Genomic DNA, 18,050 nt, shown 5'->3' on the forward strand with positions numbered 1-18,050 from the left:
GGGCGGGGGCGGGAGCCCCCGTTTTTGCTATAAGGAGACAGGTCAATGAAAGTTAAATTCCCATACTTCGGAGACGATACAGACTACTTGAAATTCACGATCGCCGACATCGAGATGCTCGAGATGGCGACGGGCAAAAGCGTATTCAAGTTGATGGGCGACGACGACTTCGGCGCGATGTTTGTGTTCAAGGCCTTGCCAATCGCATATAAGCACTGCCATCCGGAACTTGACGATAAGACGATCCGCGATAAGGTGCAGGAGTGCATCGATGAGGGTGGAAGTCTGATCGCGATCATTGGCGCTCTCGTCATGGCGCTCTACAAGTCTGGCATTTACGGCAAGCAGGAGAAGCCCATCACGAGCGAGAACGGCGGAAAAAAATAACGTCCTTTGCCGGCTGGATCAATGCGGCAAAGCCGATCGCATACGGACCGCTCGCGCTGATGCCGAATACGTTCTATGCGCTCACCCCGAGCGAGTTCTATGATCTCATCGAGGGGTACCGACTGCGGCGTCAGATCGAGCAGCAGGAAAGATCGTATTTCGTGAGCTGGATCATCGCGCCGCACGTCAAAAAGGCGATCCCGCCCGACGTTATCTATAAGCCACTTGCGCCGCGGCGGGAGATCTCGGAGGCGGAGCTGGCAAAGGATAGAGAGTATTTTATGGCGATGGACAGAAGGCAGAGAGGAGGAGAAACGGATTGAAGATTGCAGAGCTCATCGTACAGCTTGGCGCGGACAGCTCCGACATGGTCAAGGGGCTCAAGAAAGCTAAGACAGAAGTCGAGGTCTTCCAGGAGTCCTTGAAGGGCATCAGCAACATGATGGTCGGTATCGGCGGCATGTCGGTTGCGGCGGTCGGTGGCGCGATCGCGGCGACCAAGTCTTGGGCGGCGGCGGTCAACGATCTCGAGGATAAGACGAACATGTCTGCCGAAAGCTGTTCCGAGCTGCTCTATGTTACGCAGGCTGTCGGACTCAGTATGTCTGATGCGGGGGACAGCCTGTCCAAGATGTCGAAGAACTCGGTCACGGCATATCAGTCGATTGTGAAGGCAAACGAGGCAGGCGAGCAGTCGACTGATATCTTCACGAAGTACGGCATCACAATCACCGACGCGAACGGCAAGTTGCTCTCGGCGCAGGATATATTGGCCAACGTCGCAAAACGTCATCGCGAGATGGCGAACGGTGTTGCCAAGACGTCGATGGAGATGGAGATCTTCGGCCGCTCGGGCGCGAAGCTGAACGACTTGCTGAACCTCACGGAGGAACAGCTGAACGGCATGACGCAGCGTGCCCGTGCTGCGGGGCTTGTGCTCGACCACGAAACGACGCAGGCATGGGAGGACATGACGTTTCAGATCAACGAGGCGAAAGCAGCGATGGTTGGCGCGGGGGTGCAGGTTGGTAGTCTCTTACTGCCGGAGTTAAGAAGGCTTGCAGATTTTGTGCAAGAAGCCTCCGGCAAGATCAGCAAGATGTCGGACGAAGAAAAACATACAATGCTGACTACCCTAGAGGTCGCCGCCGCAATCGGCGGGCTGGGGCTTGGGATTCGCGCGCTGATATTTACCTTTGGGCCACTGATCACCGGCATAGGAGAGGTCATCGCCGCACTCGTTGAGATGCGTAATGCCGCTATCGCCGCACGTCTTGCGGTAGCGGGACCCGTGGCCATTGCTGCGGGCGTTGTTGCGTACAGCGCATATAAGCAGAACGAAGCTTTTAAGAACTACGGTATGGAGGCGTTTACGGTTGACGAGGAGGCAGGGACGGCGTACGCCGATCCTGACAAAATCGCGGCAATCAAAAAACGCAGAGAGATCAACGCCGCGGTAGATGAGGCAGCGGATGCGGCAGACCGTGAACATCAAGCGGAAGTGGAGCAGCTTAACGCGCCTCCCAAGATACCGGAATTTAATTTCGGTGCGGCTTCTTCCGGGGGCTCCCGCGGAGGCGGCGGACGTTCCGCAGCGCACGAAGCAGAAATTGAAGCGCGCAAGGCCAAAGCCGAAGCAGAGCGCTTGCAGCGTGAGATCGAGCAAATCACCGATGACATTAAACGGGCAACTGAATCCTCCGGCGAACTCACGGATAACTTCGCGAACGCGGGGCGGCAGCTCTCAGTCGGTATGCTTGACGGGGCGCAGGCAGTTTACAGTCAGATCGAAGAGGAACGGATTCGTCGTGAGCAGAGCCTTGACGACTTCCTCAAGCAGTATCGCAAATCCGTTGAAGAAGCGGTGAAGATCAAAACCGATGCCGAGAAGACGGGCGACGCGGCGATCCTTGCGGAGGCTGAGCGGTATCTGCTCGAACGGCAGGAAGCAGAGGCTGCCGCCGCGGAAGAGGTCGCAAAGCGCCGTACCTTGATCGAAGAAGATGCCAATAAAGCGATGCTCGCGAACAGCACGCGCGCAAGAGCGATCGAAGCGGAGATGCGCGCGGCGATGGATGAAGGGGACGTACAGCGTTATCAGGCGGCGCTCTCCGATGAGAATGTTGCGTTCATAGCAAGCCTAGAAGAAAGACAGGCGGCCTTGCAGCAGTATCATGACTGGCGCATGGCGGCGGAGGAAAGCTACAGTGCATTCTCCCTTCAAATCATGGAGCAGTTCCGGCAGAACTTCAGCAAGTCCATTACAGACTTCATCATGGGGACAAAGTCGCTTGGCGACGCCCTCGGCGGTGTCATCAAGCAGATGATCCAGATGTATATTCAGTGGCGTATTCAGCAGGTGCTCGCCGCTGCTTTTGCTAAAAAACAGCAGGCGCAGGAAACTGCTACAGGCACCGCACAAGCCGCGACATTGGCGGCTGCATGGTGGGCGGCAGCAATTCCGAAGATGATTGTCACAGGAGGTTTCGGTGGCTTTGGAAGCTTCGGAGGTCTCGGAGGTACAGGAACAGGCATCCCGTTTGCCGGCGGATCGTTTACGGGCTTCGGCGTCGCGTCGCCGTTCCGCGCGATGGCAGAGGGCGGCTACGCCTACGGTCCGACGCTGGCACTCATCGGTGAGGGCAAGCACCCCGAGGCTGTCCTGCCGCTCAATGATAATACGTTCGGCGAGATCGCAAAGGGGATCGCAGGACAAGGGATCGGCGGCAACGTAACGCTGCAAGTCAGCGCAATGGACGCGGGAAGCTTTTCTCACTGGCTGCAGACAGGCGGCGGCGTGGAGCTGAAGCGCTATCTCGCTGACAGCGCAAGAGAGTTCAGTATGGGAGGAGGCGCGTTCGCATGAAATTAAAGGTGCTGCCGGTGACTGATGGCATCGCGTGGAAGTCTACGAAGGCGCAGGCATGGTCAACGACGGTGAAGGAAGCCGGCAGCGGCAAAGAACGCGTCTTGACGAATTGGGCATATCCGCGTTGGACGATCGAGACAAGCTACTCTATTTTGACGCCCGAGGCGGGCGATTTACTCTATGGATTCTTCGCGAGCCTGCGCGGTAGGTATGAGCCTTTTCTATGGCCGGACCCCGAGCACAACGCGGAGCAGGGCATACAGCTCGGCATTGGCACGGGCGCCAAGACGAAGTATCAAGCGTTGCGCCGGTTCGGCACATGGGCGGAGCCCGTCCTTGACCTAAAGCCCGATACGCTCGAAGTCAAGGTCGACGACGTGAAGGTCGAGGCAACCGTAGACGACAACGGCATCATCACGCTTGCGGCTGCACCGCCGAATGGCGCGAAGGTGACAGCGTCCTACGGCTACTACTGGCGCGTACGTCTCTCAGACGATAAGTTCACGATCGAGGTTGTCCTCGACAGCATATGGAGGTCAAAGTCAATGAAGCTGGTGACGGTGCGATGAAAGAAGTCAATGAAGCTCTGCAAAAGTATCTGAACGAAAGACAGCGGTATGTCTCGTGCGATCTCTATGAGTTCGTGCTTGCGAACGGCGAGAGGCTCTACTATACCGACTTTGATATCGACATTATCGCCGACAACCATACGTTCCGGCATGACGGCCCGATCTTCGTTCGGAATCAGATCAAGCTGCAGTCGAGTATGTCGGTTGATAAGCTTGACGTAACGATGTATGTTACTGACGTCGATAAGCTCCATACCGAACCACTGATGCAGATCGCGCATAACGGCGGCCTCGATGGCGGAGAACTCACGCTCAAGCGGGCATTCTTCAGCGACGATAACGAGATCGTCGGAACCGTTCCGTTGTTTACCGGCAGTATTGAGATCCGGCAGGGCGGCGGGCTGACGCTGCAGCTGTGGGTCAAGAGCGAGGTGCAGAAGCTCAATGTCGCGTGGCCGACGCGTAAGTTCTATCCGTCCTGTCCGTATTCTCTTTACGGCGCGCGCTGCGGCGTTGATATCAAAAAGTATCGAAAAGATGCGGTCGTGCAGACGGTAGAGAGCGACGTCATGTTCGTGGTCAGCGTAGACTTCGCGGCCGGCTACTACGACACGGGCGGCGTCGAGTGGTTGACCGGCGCGCTTGCAGGGCAGGTGTCCCCAATCAAGAAGAGTTATGACGGTCGTCGCATAGAGATTCTCGTACCGGCAGAAGCAATCCCCGCCGCGGGCGACCGCATGAAGATCTATCCGGGGTGCGACAAGCAGCCCGAGACCTGCCGGCAGAAATTCAATAACTGGGCGCGGAACTGTGCAACGCCGTACGTGCCGAAGAAGGAGAGCGTCCTATGACGGCGGGCGAGAAGATACGCGATGCCGCGTATGGGTGGCTCGGTACGCCGTACGAAGGATGCGCAAAGGTGAAAGGCGTCGGCATTGACTGCGGTCAGCTGTTGATCGCGGCCGTGGAAGATGCGGGGCTGATACAGCGCGGCACGGTACAGACGGGCACGTATTCACAGGAATGGCACTTGCACCGGAGCGAGGAAAAGTACCTTGCATTTATCGAGCGGTACTGCGAACCGGTGACGGGGGAGCCGCAGCCCGGAGACTTCGCGCTCTATAAATTCGGACGGTGCATCAGTCACGGTGCGATCGTCGACGCGTGGCCGCGCGTGATCCACGCCTACGTACGGCTCGGCGTTATCCTGTCCAACAATGACGAGGCGCTTCTTCTCGACGGGCGAGGACGCAGCCGTCTCGCCGGCATATGGAGGTTTAAGACATGAGCGGGATTTTCGGCAAGACGACAATCACCTCAAGGGCGGACAAGATATCCGACTTTCAAATCAACTCGGCGACATATGGGGCAACGGTGCCTCAGGTACTCGGGACAACGCGCATCAGCGGCAATATTATTGACTACACAGACTTTACGGCGTATGAACACCGCCATACGCAGAGGAGCGGAAAAGGCGGCGGTGTGAAGTCCGTCAGTATCGATTACACATATACCGTTGCCGTTGCGATCGCTCTCTGCGCCGGACCGATTCAGGGGATCGGTAAAGTATGGCGCAACAAAGAGGTGCTAAACTATCCCGGCGAAGGCCTCGGCCTATCGCTCTTTGACGGCCGCAACGGTCAAGAGCCGTGGTCGTATATGAAGGGCAAGCATCCCGAAAGAGCGCTCCCGTATAGCGGGCTGGCGTATCTCGCGGGCGTCGTGGATCTCGGTAACAGTGGAAGTCTGCCGGTCTATAACTTCGAGGTGAAGAATCCAATCGCGGGAAGCGGCGACGGCGTCGACGTGAACCCCGCCGACTTGCTTCTGCATATTCTCGCCGATCATAACGACGGCGTCGGATTCAACGAGTACAGTATCGACCTTGACGCGCTCGATAACTTTAGGCGTTACTGCGCCGCTGCCGACCTGCTCTTTTCCACGCCGCCCGATGATACGTCGCGCGGAAATGTGCAGAGCATCGTCGAGACGATATGCACGCTGACGAACACATACGGCTTTTGGTCGCAGAATAAGCTCAAGCTTGTGCCGCTCGCCGACGGTGACGTCGGGAGCTGGAAGGCAAACAAGGATGTGCAGTACGATCTCACGGCCGACGATTTCATTCCACAGACGGACGGGACGCTCGTACGTTTCGAACGAAAGGACAACAGCGAGGCGTACAATCAGGCCACGGTGGAGTTCATCAATCGGGCGAACGGATACGAGAAGGAGACAGTATCCTTCGAAATCACTTCCGACATTGCGAAACGAGGGCTGCGCGCCGCGAGTACGCTGAGCGCTCCGTGGGTCTATACCAAGGCACGGGCGCAGCTCATCGCTCAGCAGCAGGCGCTTCGGAACCTTTACAGCCGAAATGCGTATACGTTTAAAACGGCGTGGGCACACTGCCGATTGGAGCCCGGCGATCTCGTAACACTCACGGACCGCTGCCTTGGCATCGATAAGAAGGTCGTCGTTATCAAGACTGTCACGGAGGCCGCGGACGGCGGCCTAGAATTCACGGCCATCGCGAAGCCTCCGGGCATATACTCACCGGCACGATACGAGACGCACGAGACGACGAGCGAGAGTATCGACTATAACGCGACGCCCGGGGATGCCCATCAGCCGCTCATCTTCCAACCGCCCGCGGATGTTACGACATCCGGAAGCGAGGTGTGGCTCGTTACGAGTGGCGGGCAGTACTGGGGCGGCGCTACCGTTTGGGTATCGGATGACAACGAGAAGTATGTTGCCGCGGGGAAGATTACAAGCGGCTGTACCTATGGACGGCTCGATGTCCGATCCCGCGTACCTTCTACAGGCGATGGGGTGTGCGTTGTCAATCTTATCTCGGGGCGGCTTTACCCGGGCACCGTACAAGATGCCGAGCGTGGCAATACGCTCGGCTGGATTAACGGCGAGTGCATCGCGCACACGGGGGCGGAGCTCATCGGAAAGGATCTATACAGCCTGACGGGACTGCATCGCGGTATGTATGGAACGCTGGAGACATCACACAGCCCGACCGAATACTACGTACGCCTTGACGACAGCGTGTTCAAACACACGATTAACGCGCGCGACGTTGGCAAGAAGATTTATGTCAAGCTCACGTCCTACAACATCTTCGGTTTGCAAGAGCAAGCGCTCGACGAGGTAACGGCACATGAGTATACGATCTCTTCGGCGTATGTGCCGGCAGTGTCACAGCTCGCCGCTGTGACACGATATCGGCAGCTTGCGGACGCGCGGACGGGGTACGACGTCATCATCTCGTGGACGCCGCCCGAGATCTCGAGTTACGCGGGCGCCGATGTGTACGCGCGCGTCAAGCCTGCGGGAGAGACGGCGTTCAGTGCGTGGGATTTCGTGATGCGGGGAGATCGGCAGGCGACGATCAACCAGGCGCGCATCGGCGACGAGTGGCAGATTAAGGTCGTCGCAGTCGACGCGTACAACAACCGCGCGGCGATAGCAACGGAGACGACGGTGCACGTTGTCGGGAAGAACGTCGTTCCGAATACGCCGCAGAATTTCAGCATCTCCTTCGGCAACGAGGCCGTCGCACGATGGGATGATGATTTTACCTCAGATGTCGCATTCTACGAGTTGCGCTTCGACGAGTTCGCGGGCACAGCCAACAGTAACCTGTTGCTCAAAACGACGAGCACATCGGCGACCATACCGCTGACGGAGCGCACGGGAACCGTATATCTATTCGCATGTAACGCGATTGGTAAGTACAGCGCGGCCGCTGCGTGTGAGTATAACGTCCCCGCGCCGGTCAAGCCCGCGGCTCCGCAGGTGCATAAGCTTCTCGGGGGATTCGGTGTCGTTGCCTCCCCGCTTCCGCCGCGGGCGAAAGCAATGAAACTCTACATCAACACCGAATCGTACGTGTTACCGGTCAACACCTTCACGTTCACCGGTGACGCGGGGGCCTACGAGGTCGCCGTTGCATACCTCGATATGTTTGGCGAGGGCGCAAAGTCGGACGTCGTTATGACGACTGTATCGACAACGATCCCTCCTGAGTGGCTGAAAAACATCAAGATCGGCATCGAGCAGGTAGATGAAACGATTAAGGATGCACTCGACAAAGGCAAGACCGCGGCTGAAAGCTATACAAACATCGTTAAAAAAGTCGATGGTGCGTACACCGCGATCGCGCAGCTCGGCGACGATATCAACCTGCGCGTCAAGAAGGGGGACGTGATCAATCAGATTAACCTTTCCCCGGACGGCGTACAAATCGACGGTAAATTTCTGCACGTCACGGGAGACACAAAGTTTGAGCGCGGCGTCATTGCAAAAAATATCGAGGCGGGAAGCATACAAGGCGACCGTATCGTCGCAAATTCGATCGGCGCTGACCGCCTACAAGTCGACGAGTTGTCGGCGATAACAGCCAAGATTGGTACGCTACGTACAGCCGACAGCGGTGCACGGACGGAGATCCACGATAACCTGATCCTTGTCTATGACGATAAGGATAGGTTACGCGTAAGAATGGGGGTATGGTGAAATGGCCGGAGGATTACAGGTGTTCGACGAACAAGGGCGGGTGAAGGTGGATTTTAGTAAACGCTTCACACGTGTTCTTGGAAAGCTGACACTATCGGGCGACGGAGAATTTACGATCGACGGGTTCCCGAATCTTGATCCGTGGTGCATCATCTATCCGAGAGCTTCCGGGCGTCGTGGCGTAGTCCCGCTTGTGCGCAGAACCGGAAGAAAAATTATATGGCGCAATCAAGGGGTACGCGGAAGCGTAGTGGTATATGGGGTGTGCTGAATGTCAAGCTACTTTGAGTATGTAAGCGAGGATAACGGGCGCATCGTGTTGGATGATCGCTTTCAGAATTTCGAGCTTGTTGATGTCACTGCGCTTTCGCAGTGCAGGAAAGATGCTACTACTCCGACGCTTTATTCTTACGCGCTGCCTGCGATTCCCGGGCTGACGCCCGGCAAGGAAGTACTAGTGCACGGACTAGGCTTAACCGGATTATCGGGTAAGCGCTTTTGCATAAATGTTACTCAAGATTACTATGAAAGGCGTCTGTATCTTTACGACCCGGATTTACCTGCGTCGCAAAGAGTGCACCCCGTTTTTCGAGATGATATCGCAGCGGTTGCGAAAGTCTATGCATTTGCTATACGAACGCGAAAACCGGCAGAGCATTTGAGCGGAATAGAGCTATACGACGAATCTGGTAACGTTCTGTATTCGTCCGGCGCCCGATACATGGATGTTATCCGTTGCGGCCCCGATGCGGCGACCGTACCGTATGATGACAGCACGATCGCTATCCCGTTTGGGGAAGATGTATACGTGGAAGTAAAGTCCTCGCATAAGGGGCAGTGGGGGACGGAATCCAATATCCGCCCGACCTTCACCGTATCAGCGGATACGGTGAGCGTTGCGGCATCGGTGTTTATGACAGCGTATGGGGGTGACGTTGGAGATGGCGGCGATGGGGGGGGGCATCACGGAGATGATGAGAATATAGAGTACAGGAATTTAGCGAGCTATGCATATGGCTATATGATAGCTCGAGCAGTATAAGAGAGGTGTGAAATGAGTATGTATGCTGTAGTAGGGCTCGTGTTGGTTGTGCTGGTAGTGTTCCTCTTGTGGAAACGGAGGGCAAATTCGAGCACAGAAAGCCCTCCTGTAAAGGAAGAGCCGATCAGTTCGCGGGAACCGCCGAGACATAGGGCTGAACCTGTGCCGATGGAGTATCCCGTCACAATTTACAAAGACGGTGTGCCGATGAAAGGGTGGGCGAAGGAGATGCCGCAGGGCTTACAGGTCTTTGACGAAAACGGTAAGATAAAAGTCGACATGACTAAGCGCCTTACAAAGGTTCTTGGTGTCATGACAATCTCGGGAACCGGAGAATTGACGTTTGAGCAGTATCCGAATCAGCATCCGTGGATGGTCGTACTAGTCCATCCTTTTGGGGTAAACAATGAACATCCTGTGTTGGGGATAACTGACCGTCGTATCTACTGGAAGAATACTCCCGCGCCATATGGCGGGATGATACTGTACGGAGTGTATTGATATGGATAGATATTTTGAGTATCTCAATGAAGATGATGAACGCGTAATCCTCAATGACTCTTTCCAAAATCTTGAGCTTATTGAGATCGTACCAATGTCACGATGCGAGAAACGATCAATTAACGGAAGCGTTGATTATGTAGTTCCGCAACCGAGCAATGCGGCGAAGGATGACTATTATTTATTCGGCGTCAGTTTAGCAGAGTTGCAGGGAAAATCCTTTTGCGTAGATATCGAGCGCCAATATGACAACCCTAATACATGGGCTCTCATGCAATTCTACAATCCGCCGACCCTTTTTACGACCGTGGCAAGGGATGACATCGTCAATGTAGGAAACCTGTATATATTCGGGACGAAAAAGCGTAGCCCATCCGAGCACCTCACGGGGTTGGAGGTCTTCGATGCAAACGGAAGAGTGGTATATTCATCTAACGCGCGATATCTTGATGTAAGCTATTGTGGGGGGGCTGATCCCGCGTCGTACGTGTACGATGCAGATACGCTGTTGTTTCTGTTGTCTGAAGACATAATTGTGGATCAGCTCATCTACCTAGAGGCGGGAACAGTGGGGAGCAACAGAGCGTGGAAACCGTTGATTAACGTGTCGAATAACACAGTATCCATTAATAAAGTACTGTTAGAGCACAAATACGAAGGGGTACCGCCGAGGTATGATCCCATCGTAGATTGGTATTCCGAAGTCCATGCTTATGCGTATATGATCGCAAAAGCCGTTTAAGCTTCATGCCGCTCAATAGGGCGGCTATTTTTATACACTGAAAGGAGAATGCTATGTTGGATATCGTGATGAAGGTGCTGGAGAGACTACAGGAAGCGTGGGCATTCAAAGTCTGCACGTCCTGCATCATAGCACTTGCCTCACACACGCACTTCCAGATGGCTGTTGCGTTTGCGGCGCTTGTGTGCGTTGACCTACTGACGAAGTGGCTCTCACTGTCCCGTCAGCACCTCACTGACCGCGGCCGCAAGAAAATCCATTTCTGGGCGTGTCTCAAGAATATCCCAAAAGCGCGACGTGCTGGGTATATCCGGAGTGAGGAAATGCGTACGCGATTTGTCGCGAAGATGCTCACCTACTTCGGCGTTGTCGCAGCCGCGTGGCTTGTCGATTCGATGTGCACACGTGCGGGCGCACCGGCTATCGCGGTCGTCGTTGTGGTCGGATACCTGTCTGTGACCGAAATGCTGTCGATTCTCGAGAATATGGAGCGTTCAGGGGTAACAGAGGCCGCAGAGCTGCATGAGCTCATCCGAAAGAAGAGCGGACTCGGTGTAAAGAAGGAGGAGTAAATTATGCAGAGAGTAAACATCAAGAAAGTAAATCTGGCGTACTACTATGGGGCGCTGAAACCGAGAACGGTAACAGATATGGTTGTTGTGCATCATACCGGAAATCCGACAGATGATGATCTGTCGGCAGAGGAGATCAATGCAAGTCATCAGGCGCAGGGATGGGCGTGTATCGGTTACCATTATGTTATCCGTAAGGACGGCACCATCGAGGCGGGGCGCCCGCATTGGACAGTCGGCGCGCATGCGTACAAGGAGAACTATCACACGATCGGGATCCACGTCTGCGGTAATTTCGAGCTCGCCGAGCCGACGGACGCGCAGATTGAGGCGCTTGCTATGCTGCTCGCGAATGTATGTCACGACTACGGTCTGCCGATCGACGACGATCACGTCGTCGGGCATCGCGATTTAATGCCGACCGCATGCCCCGGAACAAATCTTTATGTGCTGCTGCCGGAAGTCCGGGGTAAGGCGAATTGGTATGCGCAGAATTGAGGTGAAAGCAATGCTCGAGAATATCACGCGTAAACAAATCATCATCGCCTTGCTGTGCGCCTTTGTCCTCGTCGCTGTCGGCATCCTTGCGTATCGATACCACGCAGGGACAGAGGAGGCTCTGAGGCAGGCGCAGGAGATGACGGCGGAGCAAGCAAGGGACGCCGAGACACTCCGAGAGAGGCTGCGCATCTCAGAGGGACAGGCAGATCAGCTTGCCCGAGCCGTCGAACGAGCACAGCAGGGCAAAGTGCAGCCTGTCACACACGTCACAGTAACGGCGCCGACGGTGGAGCGAGCAGCGGCGCAGGTGCAGGAGCGTATTAACAAGCACGATACGACACTGCCGGCTGAGGCGCTCGAAAAGACGGATCGAACCGTCGTTGCACCGCAGCCGGATAACAAAGATTATCAAGTTGGCGTTTACAAAATTAACCTCGACAAGCGGCGCAAGATCAAGGCGGGCGTGACACAGGTGGATAGCCGTACGTATTGGACGGCGGGCTTGCAGGTCGGACGATGGGAAGGACTTGTCCACGGACAGGGCGGCGATGTTAAGGGCGGGAGTGTCATTTACACTGTCGCGGAGTGGTAAAGTGAATATAAGTTGAAAGCCTCGAGGGAGAATATCCTTCGAGGTTATTTTTTTACAAAAAGTATATACAAAATAAAAAAAAGTATTTACAAATACAGAAAAGGTGATATACTAAAAGCATAAACAGAAAGGACGTGAAGACCATGTCAAGATATGATATCGAATTCTCGTGCGGACACAGCGCATCAGTAAACCTTATGGGAAAGGTCAGCGGCGCCTATTTAGAACACCTCGCTGACGATGTATGCCCCCACTGCAGGGCTGAAAAAGAAGACGCAGAAAACAGCGCATTTGAAGAATCCTACGGACTCCCAGCGCTTGATGGATCGGAAAAGCAGATCCATTGGGCGCGTACGATTAGAAAGAGTTTCTTTGAAAAGATGGAGGAGGAAAAGGGAAAGATCGAGCCCGAACTGTACGGTCAAGCGGTACAGTTCTTTGGGCAGAAAACGGCAGCGAAGTGGTGGATCGATAATAGAAACTGGCTCCCGGAGGGGCTAATTGACAAATTTTATGAAGAAATCGCCTCCGTCCGATTTGATACTTCGTACGATGAACCGGCAGCGGACGAAACGGAAGCCCCCTCCGTTGTGTATCCAGAAAACGAAGTCTCAAAAGATATCGCTCATGTCTATGTGCTCGACGGCGATGTAGTCATACGTTCACCGAAGAACGATACAATCCGGAACACGGCCAAAGAACACGGGTTTCGGTGGGATTCTGAGTATCAAGCGTGGCGGCTCAAGATGAACGTCATGAACGGCGACAAGGATGACCGCATTGCGGAAATTGGAAATGCCCTCCTCAACGAAGGTATCATTGTAAAAATCGAAGATGAAGCCCTGCGCGAACGCGCGGTCAATGCTGTTTTTGAGCAAAGGACAGCGCGATGGATTGTAGTAGAAAACGATGTGATCCGTATCTACTGGGAATACAACCCGGTACTATATTCATATATCAAAGACCTTCCGGGGGCTCGGTATGAGGATGGCGGTGTGACCGTAAAAGCTCGGTATTTCGCAGAAATCCGGGATTTCGCAGACCTGAACGACTTTAAGATTTCGCCCGGCGCAGAAAAGCTGCTCTCAAAGGCGGAACAGGCAGACCTAGAGAAGGCGCGGACGACTGTCAAAAAAGCGGAGAAAGCTACGCCAAAGACGAAAGACGTCAAAGAGATAATGTCGTCTAGCAGGGACGTCCTAGACGATTTGCTGGACGAGTAAAATGAATCTGAAAACTGAACTGCTGCCGCATCAAACGGCGGCGGTAGAAAAGCTCAGAAAACTAAAGATTGGTGCCCTGTATATGGAGCAGGGCACCGGAAAGACAAGGACGACGCTCTCGCTTATCAAGGAGCGAGAGGAAGCGGGAAAGATTGATGTTGTGCTGTGGTTATGCCCGTGCAGCGTCAAGAAGAATCTCCGCGAAGACATTACCTATCATTGCGGAGAGATCCCCGGTAACTTTGTCATACGGGGGATTGAAAGTCTGTCATCTTCGGGGCGGCTGTATCTTCAGCTCCTCGAGCTGGTAGAAACACATAAAGTCTACCTAATCGTGGACGAGAGCAACCTTGTCAAAAATCACGAGGCGATACGCACCGCGAGGATCACAAGAATCGGGCGGTTTTGCAATTATAAACTCATCCTTAACGGGACGCCCGTCTCGAAGAACGAGGCGGATATGTTCGCGCAGTGGGTGATATTAGACTGGCGGATACTCGGATACAAATCGTTCTATAGTTTCGCCGCAAATCACCTCGAGTATAAAGAGATAAAAGACCCAAGAACGGGGATAAAACACAAGACTGATCAGGTCGCGCGCGTTCTGAACGTGGATTACCTTACAGAAAAGATCGCGCCCTATACCTATCAGATCAGAAAAGAGGATTGCCTGCATCTTCCGAAAAAAGAATACCGATCGATGTATTTTACAATGACGCCGGAGCAGGCGGATTTGTATGACGCGATCAAATGGGAATACCTAGAGAGCGTAAACGAGCTGCGGGCAGAGACGATCTATAAGCTATTCACCGCATTACAGCATGTCGTCTCAGGACGAGGCGTCCTGTCGGGACCACAAGAGCGCATGCAGACAGCGCCGTTCTTTTCGGACTGGCACGACAACCCGAGGATACAAAAATTAAAAGAACTGATAGAGGACATCGGAACGGAGAAATGCATCATCTTCGCAAAGTATCAATCCGAGATCAATACGATCGAGGCGTTGCTATCTGAAATGAACCTCACGCATGTGACCTTTACGGGGAAGTTATCGCAGCCGAAACGGCAAGAGAACCGTGCGGCGTTTCAAAACAACGTACAATTTTTTGTAGCAAACAAGGTGTGCGGCGCCTATGGATTGAATCTACAGTTCTGTCGCAACATCATATACTACAGCAATGATTTTGACCTTGCGACACGCATGCAGTCGGAGGATCGGGTGCACCGTATCGGGCAGACGCAGGAGGTCAGAATTTACGATATATGCTGCGGCGGGACGATCGATGAACTTATCGAAGGATGTCTCTCGCGGAAGGAGAGCCTCGTTGATACCTTTAAGAAGGAAATCGACCAATGGAAAGGAGAACTAACGATGCAGTACAAAAACTTCTCAGCAGAAACGGACCCGGATTTCTATCTGCGGTTCGGGGCGTTATTTGCCTCGCGTGCCATCCGAAAGGAGCTCGACGGATACCCGCTCAGTAACGAGCCGGACTGGACGTGGGTCACCGCGCTAGAGGGAAACACTATTGCTGGATTTTTGGCCGTCGAACCGAAAGCGCAGGGGATTCACATTCACGCCGCCTACGTCATGGAGGGGTATCGGAAGCAGGGCGTGCTCCGAGAGCTGGTACGCCGTGCTGTTAAATTTGCCGGGAACCGCAGCATTACCGTCACGACACGAATCTGCCTTGCTCACGTATATGTCTCACACGGATTCAAAGAGACGGGCAAAAAAGGTAAAGCATGGGTGAATATGAGGAGGGAAGGATGAAGAAAGTATACCAAGACGAGGACGTATACACTGCGGCACAGCGAAGGATCAACTTCCTGTTTGATAACTTCGAGAAAATCTGCGTGAGTTTTTCCGGCGGCAAGGATTCAGGCGTTCTGCTGAACATGTGCATCGACATTGCACGGGAGCGAAAGCGCAAAGTCGGCGTCCTATTCATCGACCTCGAGGCATTCTATTCAATGACAATCGAATATGTCGAGAGAATGTTCCGCGAAAATGAGGATGTCCTCGAGCCGTACTGGATATGCCTGCCGATGGAGAGCCCTAATAGCCTGTCCTACCTTGAACCAACGTGGATATGGTGGCAGCCGGAAAAGCGTCCGATTTGGGTGCGGCCGATGCAAAAAAATAAATGGGTGGTGAATTTAGATAATCAGGAATTGCCGTTCTACACACAGAATATGCCGTTTGAGAAGTTCATTCTCCACTTTGCGGCGTGGTACGGGCAGGGGAAGAGCACCGCGCAGCTCGTCGGGATACGGACAGACGAATCGCTGAACCGATGGCGGGCGATCGCCTCGGACGGCGCACAGGTCAATAACTACGAGGACATCGCATGGTCGCAGAAGATGGCGGAGAACTGCTATAGCTTTTATCCGATCTACGACTGGGCGGCGGAAGACGACTGGATATATTACGGAAAATTCAACAAGCCGTATAATCGGCTGTACGATCTGTTCTATCGGGGAGGCGTGCCAATTCACAAGATGCGCGTGGACGAGCCGTTCGGGAACGAAGCGAAAGCAGGGCTGAACCTCTTTCGCGTGATTGAGCCGGACACGTGGGCACGCGTTGTGAACCGCGTTTCCGGTGCGAACTTTGGCAATATATACGCTGGGAAAAAGATCATGACCGCAGATTACACGCTGCCGAAGGGACATACATGGCGGAGCTTCTGTAAATTTCTGCTGACGACACTGCCGAAAGAGGCGGCAAATAACTATAGGTGTAAATTTATCAAGTTCATAAAGTACTGGAAGCGCACGGGCTGTCCTGTTCCGGCAGATATCATCGAGGAGCTGGAAAGAACCTGCCCGGACGCGATCGAGAACCTTCACAAATTCTCGAATCGCGGGAAAGGCGACAAAGAGATGATCCGCGCTCGAAAGGTCCTTGATGAACTGCCGGGCTTGGACAATCGACAAGACCTATGCACATGGAAGCGGATGGCTATGTGCATCATCAAGAACGATTACATTTGTAAGGGGCTGTGCTTCACGATAACAAAAGACCTCACGAAGCGTCAGCGGGAAATTGTAGAGAAGTATAAAAACCTATAGGAGGAGCTATGAAAGAATACAAAAGCCCCGTGTACGGCGTCATTGCCGTACCGATTGAAAAGATCAGGGCGAACGAATACAACCCGAATAGTGTTGCGCCGCCGGAGATGAAACTGCTGTATGACAGCATCAAGGAAGACGGGTATACGATGCCCGTGGTATGCTATTATCATCCAGAAGACGATATGTATGAAATCGTTGACGGATTTCATCGGTACTCCGTCATGCTGCGGCACAAAGACATCTACGAGAGGGAGGGCGGAAAGCTGCCTGTTTCGGTCATCGACAAACCAATAGGCGACCGAATGGCAAGCACGATCCGGCACAACAGAGCCCGTGGATCGCATGACCTTGATCTTATGAGCAACATCGTCCGGGAGCTGGTTGATATGGGCAAAAGCAATGCGTGGATCATGAAGCATCTCGGTATGGATGCAGATGAGGTGATCCGGTTGAAGCAGATCACAGGTCTTGCCGCGATGTTCGTGGACAACGAATTTTCAAGAGCATGGGAGGCGCGATAATGGGAACGAAGAAAGCAACGACCCTCCGTATTACAGAGGAGCAAAACGAGGAAATGAAGCTCCTGCTGAAGGAGATCAAGGAGAAAACAGGGAAGAAGGCCTCGGACGCCATCATTGCATCACTCAGATATTTCAACGATGCACTCAATAAGGTCCTGTATGTAGGAGGGAAAAACAATGACTGAGCTCACAAGATTTGCCGTAGGCGATCGCTGGCCAGGAGAAGTCTTTCAGCAGGACGGATTGTATTTCGATTATACAGATGAAAGCGGCGCGTCGTTCGTACTGTTTTTCAGTGCGCCGAACAAGAAGGAAATCGACGGCGTGAAGGATGGAAAGATAGAGCTTGCCATCACGGTAAAAGCTCCGGTCATTTTCATGTGCGCAAAAATACAAGGCGTTGGAACCGGATGGATGGACGCCCCGTATTCAATTCGACGACATCCGGGGGCGACGATCATCCTGCAGCCAGCAAAAGACGGAGAGGGCCTGCCGATTCAGTTCTTCCTTGTTGACATACAGACAAAGAAGATATGCGCGATCCGTCTCATATCAACGGATAGCAAGTTCGCGAATTATTTTAGGCGAGCTGTCTTGACACAGTTAGGCGAACCTTATTCAACGCATGAATACGATTCTAAAATCTTCGAAGTTTATCAATCGCTTTCTTCGAAAGACTTAGCGCAGAGGGCAGATGTTACGTTTAGGACAAGATAGCGTGCAGTGCGGGGGGAATGATACCGTCCCTTTTTTGTCTTAAAATCCATGCTTTCGCGGAATGGTGTTTGACAGCTTCGTGACAGCCTGTACTCTAACAAAAAATGGAGATACAGTGTCATATAGGACACGAAAAACATTGTGTCTCAAGGAAGTGCAGATAATACATACCATGCGAATGTAATGCGTTATAATTGAATAATAAC

19 protein-coding genes are annotated in these 18,050 nt (G+C 53.6%); all 19 read left to right on the plus strand.

What is annotated here, in order from left to right; genetic code table 11:
* Positions 1-45 precede the first annotated feature (45 nt).
* The 19 genes from K341_RS0109835 (at position 46) to K341_RS0109930 (ending at position 17,844) form a co-directional block, all read left to right on the plus strand.
* Positions 46-387, plus strand: coding sequence for a hypothetical protein (locus tag K341_RS0109835; protein ID WP_026762685.1), 342 nt, complete (start codon positions 46-48; stop codon positions 385-387).
* A gap of 59 nt (positions 388-446) precedes the next feature.
* A complete protein-coding gene (locus K341_RS0109840) occupies positions 447-710 on the plus strand; it encodes a hypothetical protein (RefSeq protein ID WP_009350433.1) in 264 nt (87 codons plus the stop codon).
* Entirely contained in the window at positions 707-3,253 is a 2,547-nt protein-coding gene (locus K341_RS0109845) for a phage tail tape measure protein (protein WP_009350434.1), read from the plus strand. The genes K341_RS0109840 and K341_RS0109845 overlap by 4 nt, the downstream gene beginning before the upstream one ends.
* Positions 3,250-3,825, plus strand: coding sequence for a DUF2460 domain-containing protein (locus tag K341_RS0109850; RefSeq protein ID WP_009350435.1), 576 nt, complete (start codon positions 3,250-3,252; stop codon positions 3,823-3,825). Before K341_RS0109845 ends, K341_RS0109850 begins: the two co-directional genes overlap by 4 nt.
* The gene (locus tag K341_RS0109855) at positions 3,786-4,676 is read left to right on the plus strand and encodes a DUF2163 domain-containing protein (RefSeq protein WP_211221219.1); all 891 of its coding nucleotides are present in this window, start codon (positions 3,786-3,788) and stop codon (positions 4,674-4,676) included. Before K341_RS0109850 ends, K341_RS0109855 begins: the two co-directional genes overlap by 40 nt.
* Positions 4,673-5,113 (plus strand): C40 family peptidase, encoded by a 441-nt coding sequence (locus K341_RS0109860; protein ID WP_026762686.1) that lies wholly within the window; start codon positions 4,673-4,675, stop codon positions 5,111-5,113. The genes K341_RS0109855 and K341_RS0109860 overlap by 4 nt, the downstream gene beginning before the upstream one ends.
* Positions 5,110-8,355, plus strand: a complete 3,246-nt coding sequence (locus tag K341_RS0109865) for a phage tail protein (RefSeq protein ID WP_026762687.1) — start codon at positions 5,110-5,112, stop codon at positions 8,353-8,355. Before K341_RS0109860 ends, K341_RS0109865 begins: the two co-directional genes overlap by 4 nt.
* A 271-nt stretch (positions 8,356-8,626) precedes the next feature.
* Positions 8,627-9,397: a hypothetical protein gene (locus K341_RS0109875; RefSeq protein WP_026762688.1), complete on the plus strand. Its 771-nt coding sequence runs from the start codon at positions 8,627-8,629 to the stop codon at positions 9,395-9,397.
* Positions 9,398-9,409: 12 nt separating this feature from the next.
* Positions 9,410-9,898: a hypothetical protein gene (locus K341_RS0109880; protein WP_026762689.1), complete on the plus strand. Its 489-nt coding sequence runs from the start codon at positions 9,410-9,412 to the stop codon at positions 9,896-9,898.
* A gap of 1 nt (position 9,899) precedes the next feature.
* Positions 9,900-10,640 (plus strand): hypothetical protein, encoded by a 741-nt coding sequence (locus K341_RS0109885; protein WP_026762690.1) that lies wholly within the window; start codon positions 9,900-9,902, stop codon positions 10,638-10,640.
* A gap of 53 nt (positions 10,641-10,693) precedes the next feature.
* The gene (locus tag K341_RS0109890; protein WP_037349633.1) at positions 10,694-11,212 is read left to right on the plus strand and encodes a phage holin family protein; all 519 of its coding nucleotides are present in this window, start codon (positions 10,694-10,696) and stop codon (positions 11,210-11,212) included.
* 3 nt (positions 11,213-11,215) lie between these two features.
* Positions 11,216-11,710 (plus strand): peptidoglycan recognition protein family protein, encoded by a 495-nt coding sequence (locus tag K341_RS0109895; protein ID WP_026762692.1) that lies wholly within the window; start codon positions 11,216-11,218, stop codon positions 11,708-11,710.
* Entirely contained in the window at positions 11,697-12,305 is a 609-nt protein-coding gene (locus K341_RS0109900) for a hypothetical protein (protein WP_248676908.1), read from the plus strand. Before K341_RS0109895 ends, K341_RS0109900 begins: the two co-directional genes overlap by 14 nt.
* Before the next feature lie 197 nt (positions 12,306-12,502).
* Entirely contained in the window at positions 12,503-13,528 is a 1,026-nt protein-coding gene (locus tag K341_RS0109905; RefSeq protein ID WP_162141750.1) for a hypothetical protein, read from the plus strand.
* Position 13,529: 1 nt separating this feature from the next.
* The gene (locus K341_RS11865; RefSeq protein ID WP_051217814.1) at positions 13,530-15,302 is read left to right on the plus strand and encodes a GNAT family N-acetyltransferase; all 1,773 of its coding nucleotides are present in this window, start codon (positions 13,530-13,532) and stop codon (positions 15,300-15,302) included.
* Complete coding sequence (locus tag K341_RS12660) at positions 15,299-16,603, plus strand: DUF3440 domain-containing protein (RefSeq protein WP_026762695.1); 1,305 nt, start codon at positions 15,299-15,301, stop codon at positions 16,601-16,603. Before K341_RS11865 ends, K341_RS12660 begins: the two co-directional genes overlap by 4 nt.
* A gap of 8 nt (positions 16,604-16,611) precedes the next feature.
* The gene (locus K341_RS0109920; RefSeq protein WP_026762696.1) at positions 16,612-17,127 is read left to right on the plus strand and encodes an IbrB-like domain-containing protein; all 516 of its coding nucleotides are present in this window, start codon (positions 16,612-16,614) and stop codon (positions 17,125-17,127) included.
* Positions 17,127-17,312 (plus strand): hypothetical protein, encoded by a 186-nt coding sequence (locus K341_RS0109925; protein ID WP_026762697.1) that lies wholly within the window; start codon positions 17,127-17,129, stop codon positions 17,310-17,312. Before K341_RS0109920 ends, K341_RS0109925 begins: the two co-directional genes overlap by 1 nt.
* A complete protein-coding gene (locus tag K341_RS0109930; RefSeq protein ID WP_026762698.1) occupies positions 17,305-17,844 on the plus strand; it encodes a hypothetical protein in 540 nt (179 codons plus the stop codon). The genes K341_RS0109925 and K341_RS0109930 overlap by 8 nt, the downstream gene beginning before the upstream one ends.
* Positions 17,845-18,050 lie beyond the last annotated feature (206 nt).

The sequence above is a fragment of the Centipeda artemidis DSM 19719 genome (assembly GCF_000426665.1).
GTDB classification, from domain to species: Bacteria; Bacillota; Negativicutes; order Selenomonadales; family Selenomonadaceae; genus Centipeda; species Centipeda artemidis.

Coding starts and splice junctions, on each gene's coding strand:
- K341_RS0109835 (WP_026762685.1), top strand. CDS start 46: ATGAAAGTTAAATTCCCATACTTCGGAGACGATACAGACTACTTGAAA.
- K341_RS0109840 (WP_009350433.1), top strand. CDS start 447: ATGCCGAATACGTTCTATGCGCTCACCCCGAGCGAGTTCTATGATCTC.
- K341_RS0109850 (WP_009350435.1), top strand. CDS start 3,250: ATGAAATTAAAGGTGCTGCCGGTGACTGATGGCATCGCGTGGAAGTCT.
- K341_RS0109855 (WP_211221219.1), top strand. CDS start 3,786: ATGGAGGTCAAAGTCAATGAAGCTGGTGACGGTGCGATGAAAGAAGTC.
- K341_RS0109860 (WP_026762686.1), top strand. CDS start 4,673: ATGACGGCGGGCGAGAAGATACGCGATGCCGCGTATGGGTGGCTCGGT.
- K341_RS0109865 (WP_026762687.1), top strand. CDS start 5,110: ATGAGCGGGATTTTCGGCAAGACGACAATCACCTCAAGGGCGGACAAG.
- K341_RS0109875 (WP_026762688.1), top strand. CDS start 8,627: ATGTCAAGCTACTTTGAGTATGTAAGCGAGGATAACGGGCGCATCGTG.
- K341_RS0109880 (WP_026762689.1), top strand. CDS start 9,410: ATGAGTATGTATGCTGTAGTAGGGCTCGTGTTGGTTGTGCTGGTAGTG.
- K341_RS0109885 (WP_026762690.1), top strand. CDS start 9,900: ATGGATAGATATTTTGAGTATCTCAATGAAGATGATGAACGCGTAATC.
- K341_RS0109890 (WP_037349633.1), top strand. CDS start 10,694: ATGTTGGATATCGTGATGAAGGTGCTGGAGAGACTACAGGAAGCGTGG.
- K341_RS0109895 (WP_026762692.1), top strand. CDS start 11,216: ATGCAGAGAGTAAACATCAAGAAAGTAAATCTGGCGTACTACTATGGG.
- K341_RS0109900 (WP_248676908.1), top strand. CDS start 11,697: ATGCGCAGAATTGAGGTGAAAGCAATGCTCGAGAATATCACGCGTAAA.
- K341_RS0109905 (WP_162141750.1), top strand. CDS start 12,503: ATGGGAAAGGTCAGCGGCGCCTATTTAGAACACCTCGCTGACGATGTA.
- K341_RS11865 (WP_051217814.1), top strand. CDS start 13,530: ATGAATCTGAAAACTGAACTGCTGCCGCATCAAACGGCGGCGGTAGAA.
- K341_RS12660 (WP_026762695.1), top strand. CDS start 15,299: ATGAAGAAAGTATACCAAGACGAGGACGTATACACTGCGGCACAGCGA.
- K341_RS0109920 (WP_026762696.1), top strand. CDS start 16,612: ATGAAAGAATACAAAAGCCCCGTGTACGGCGTCATTGCCGTACCGATT.
- K341_RS0109925 (WP_026762697.1), top strand. CDS start 17,127: ATGGGAACGAAGAAAGCAACGACCCTCCGTATTACAGAGGAGCAAAAC.
- K341_RS0109930 (WP_026762698.1), top strand. CDS start 17,305: ATGACTGAGCTCACAAGATTTGCCGTAGGCGATCGCTGGCCAGGAGAA.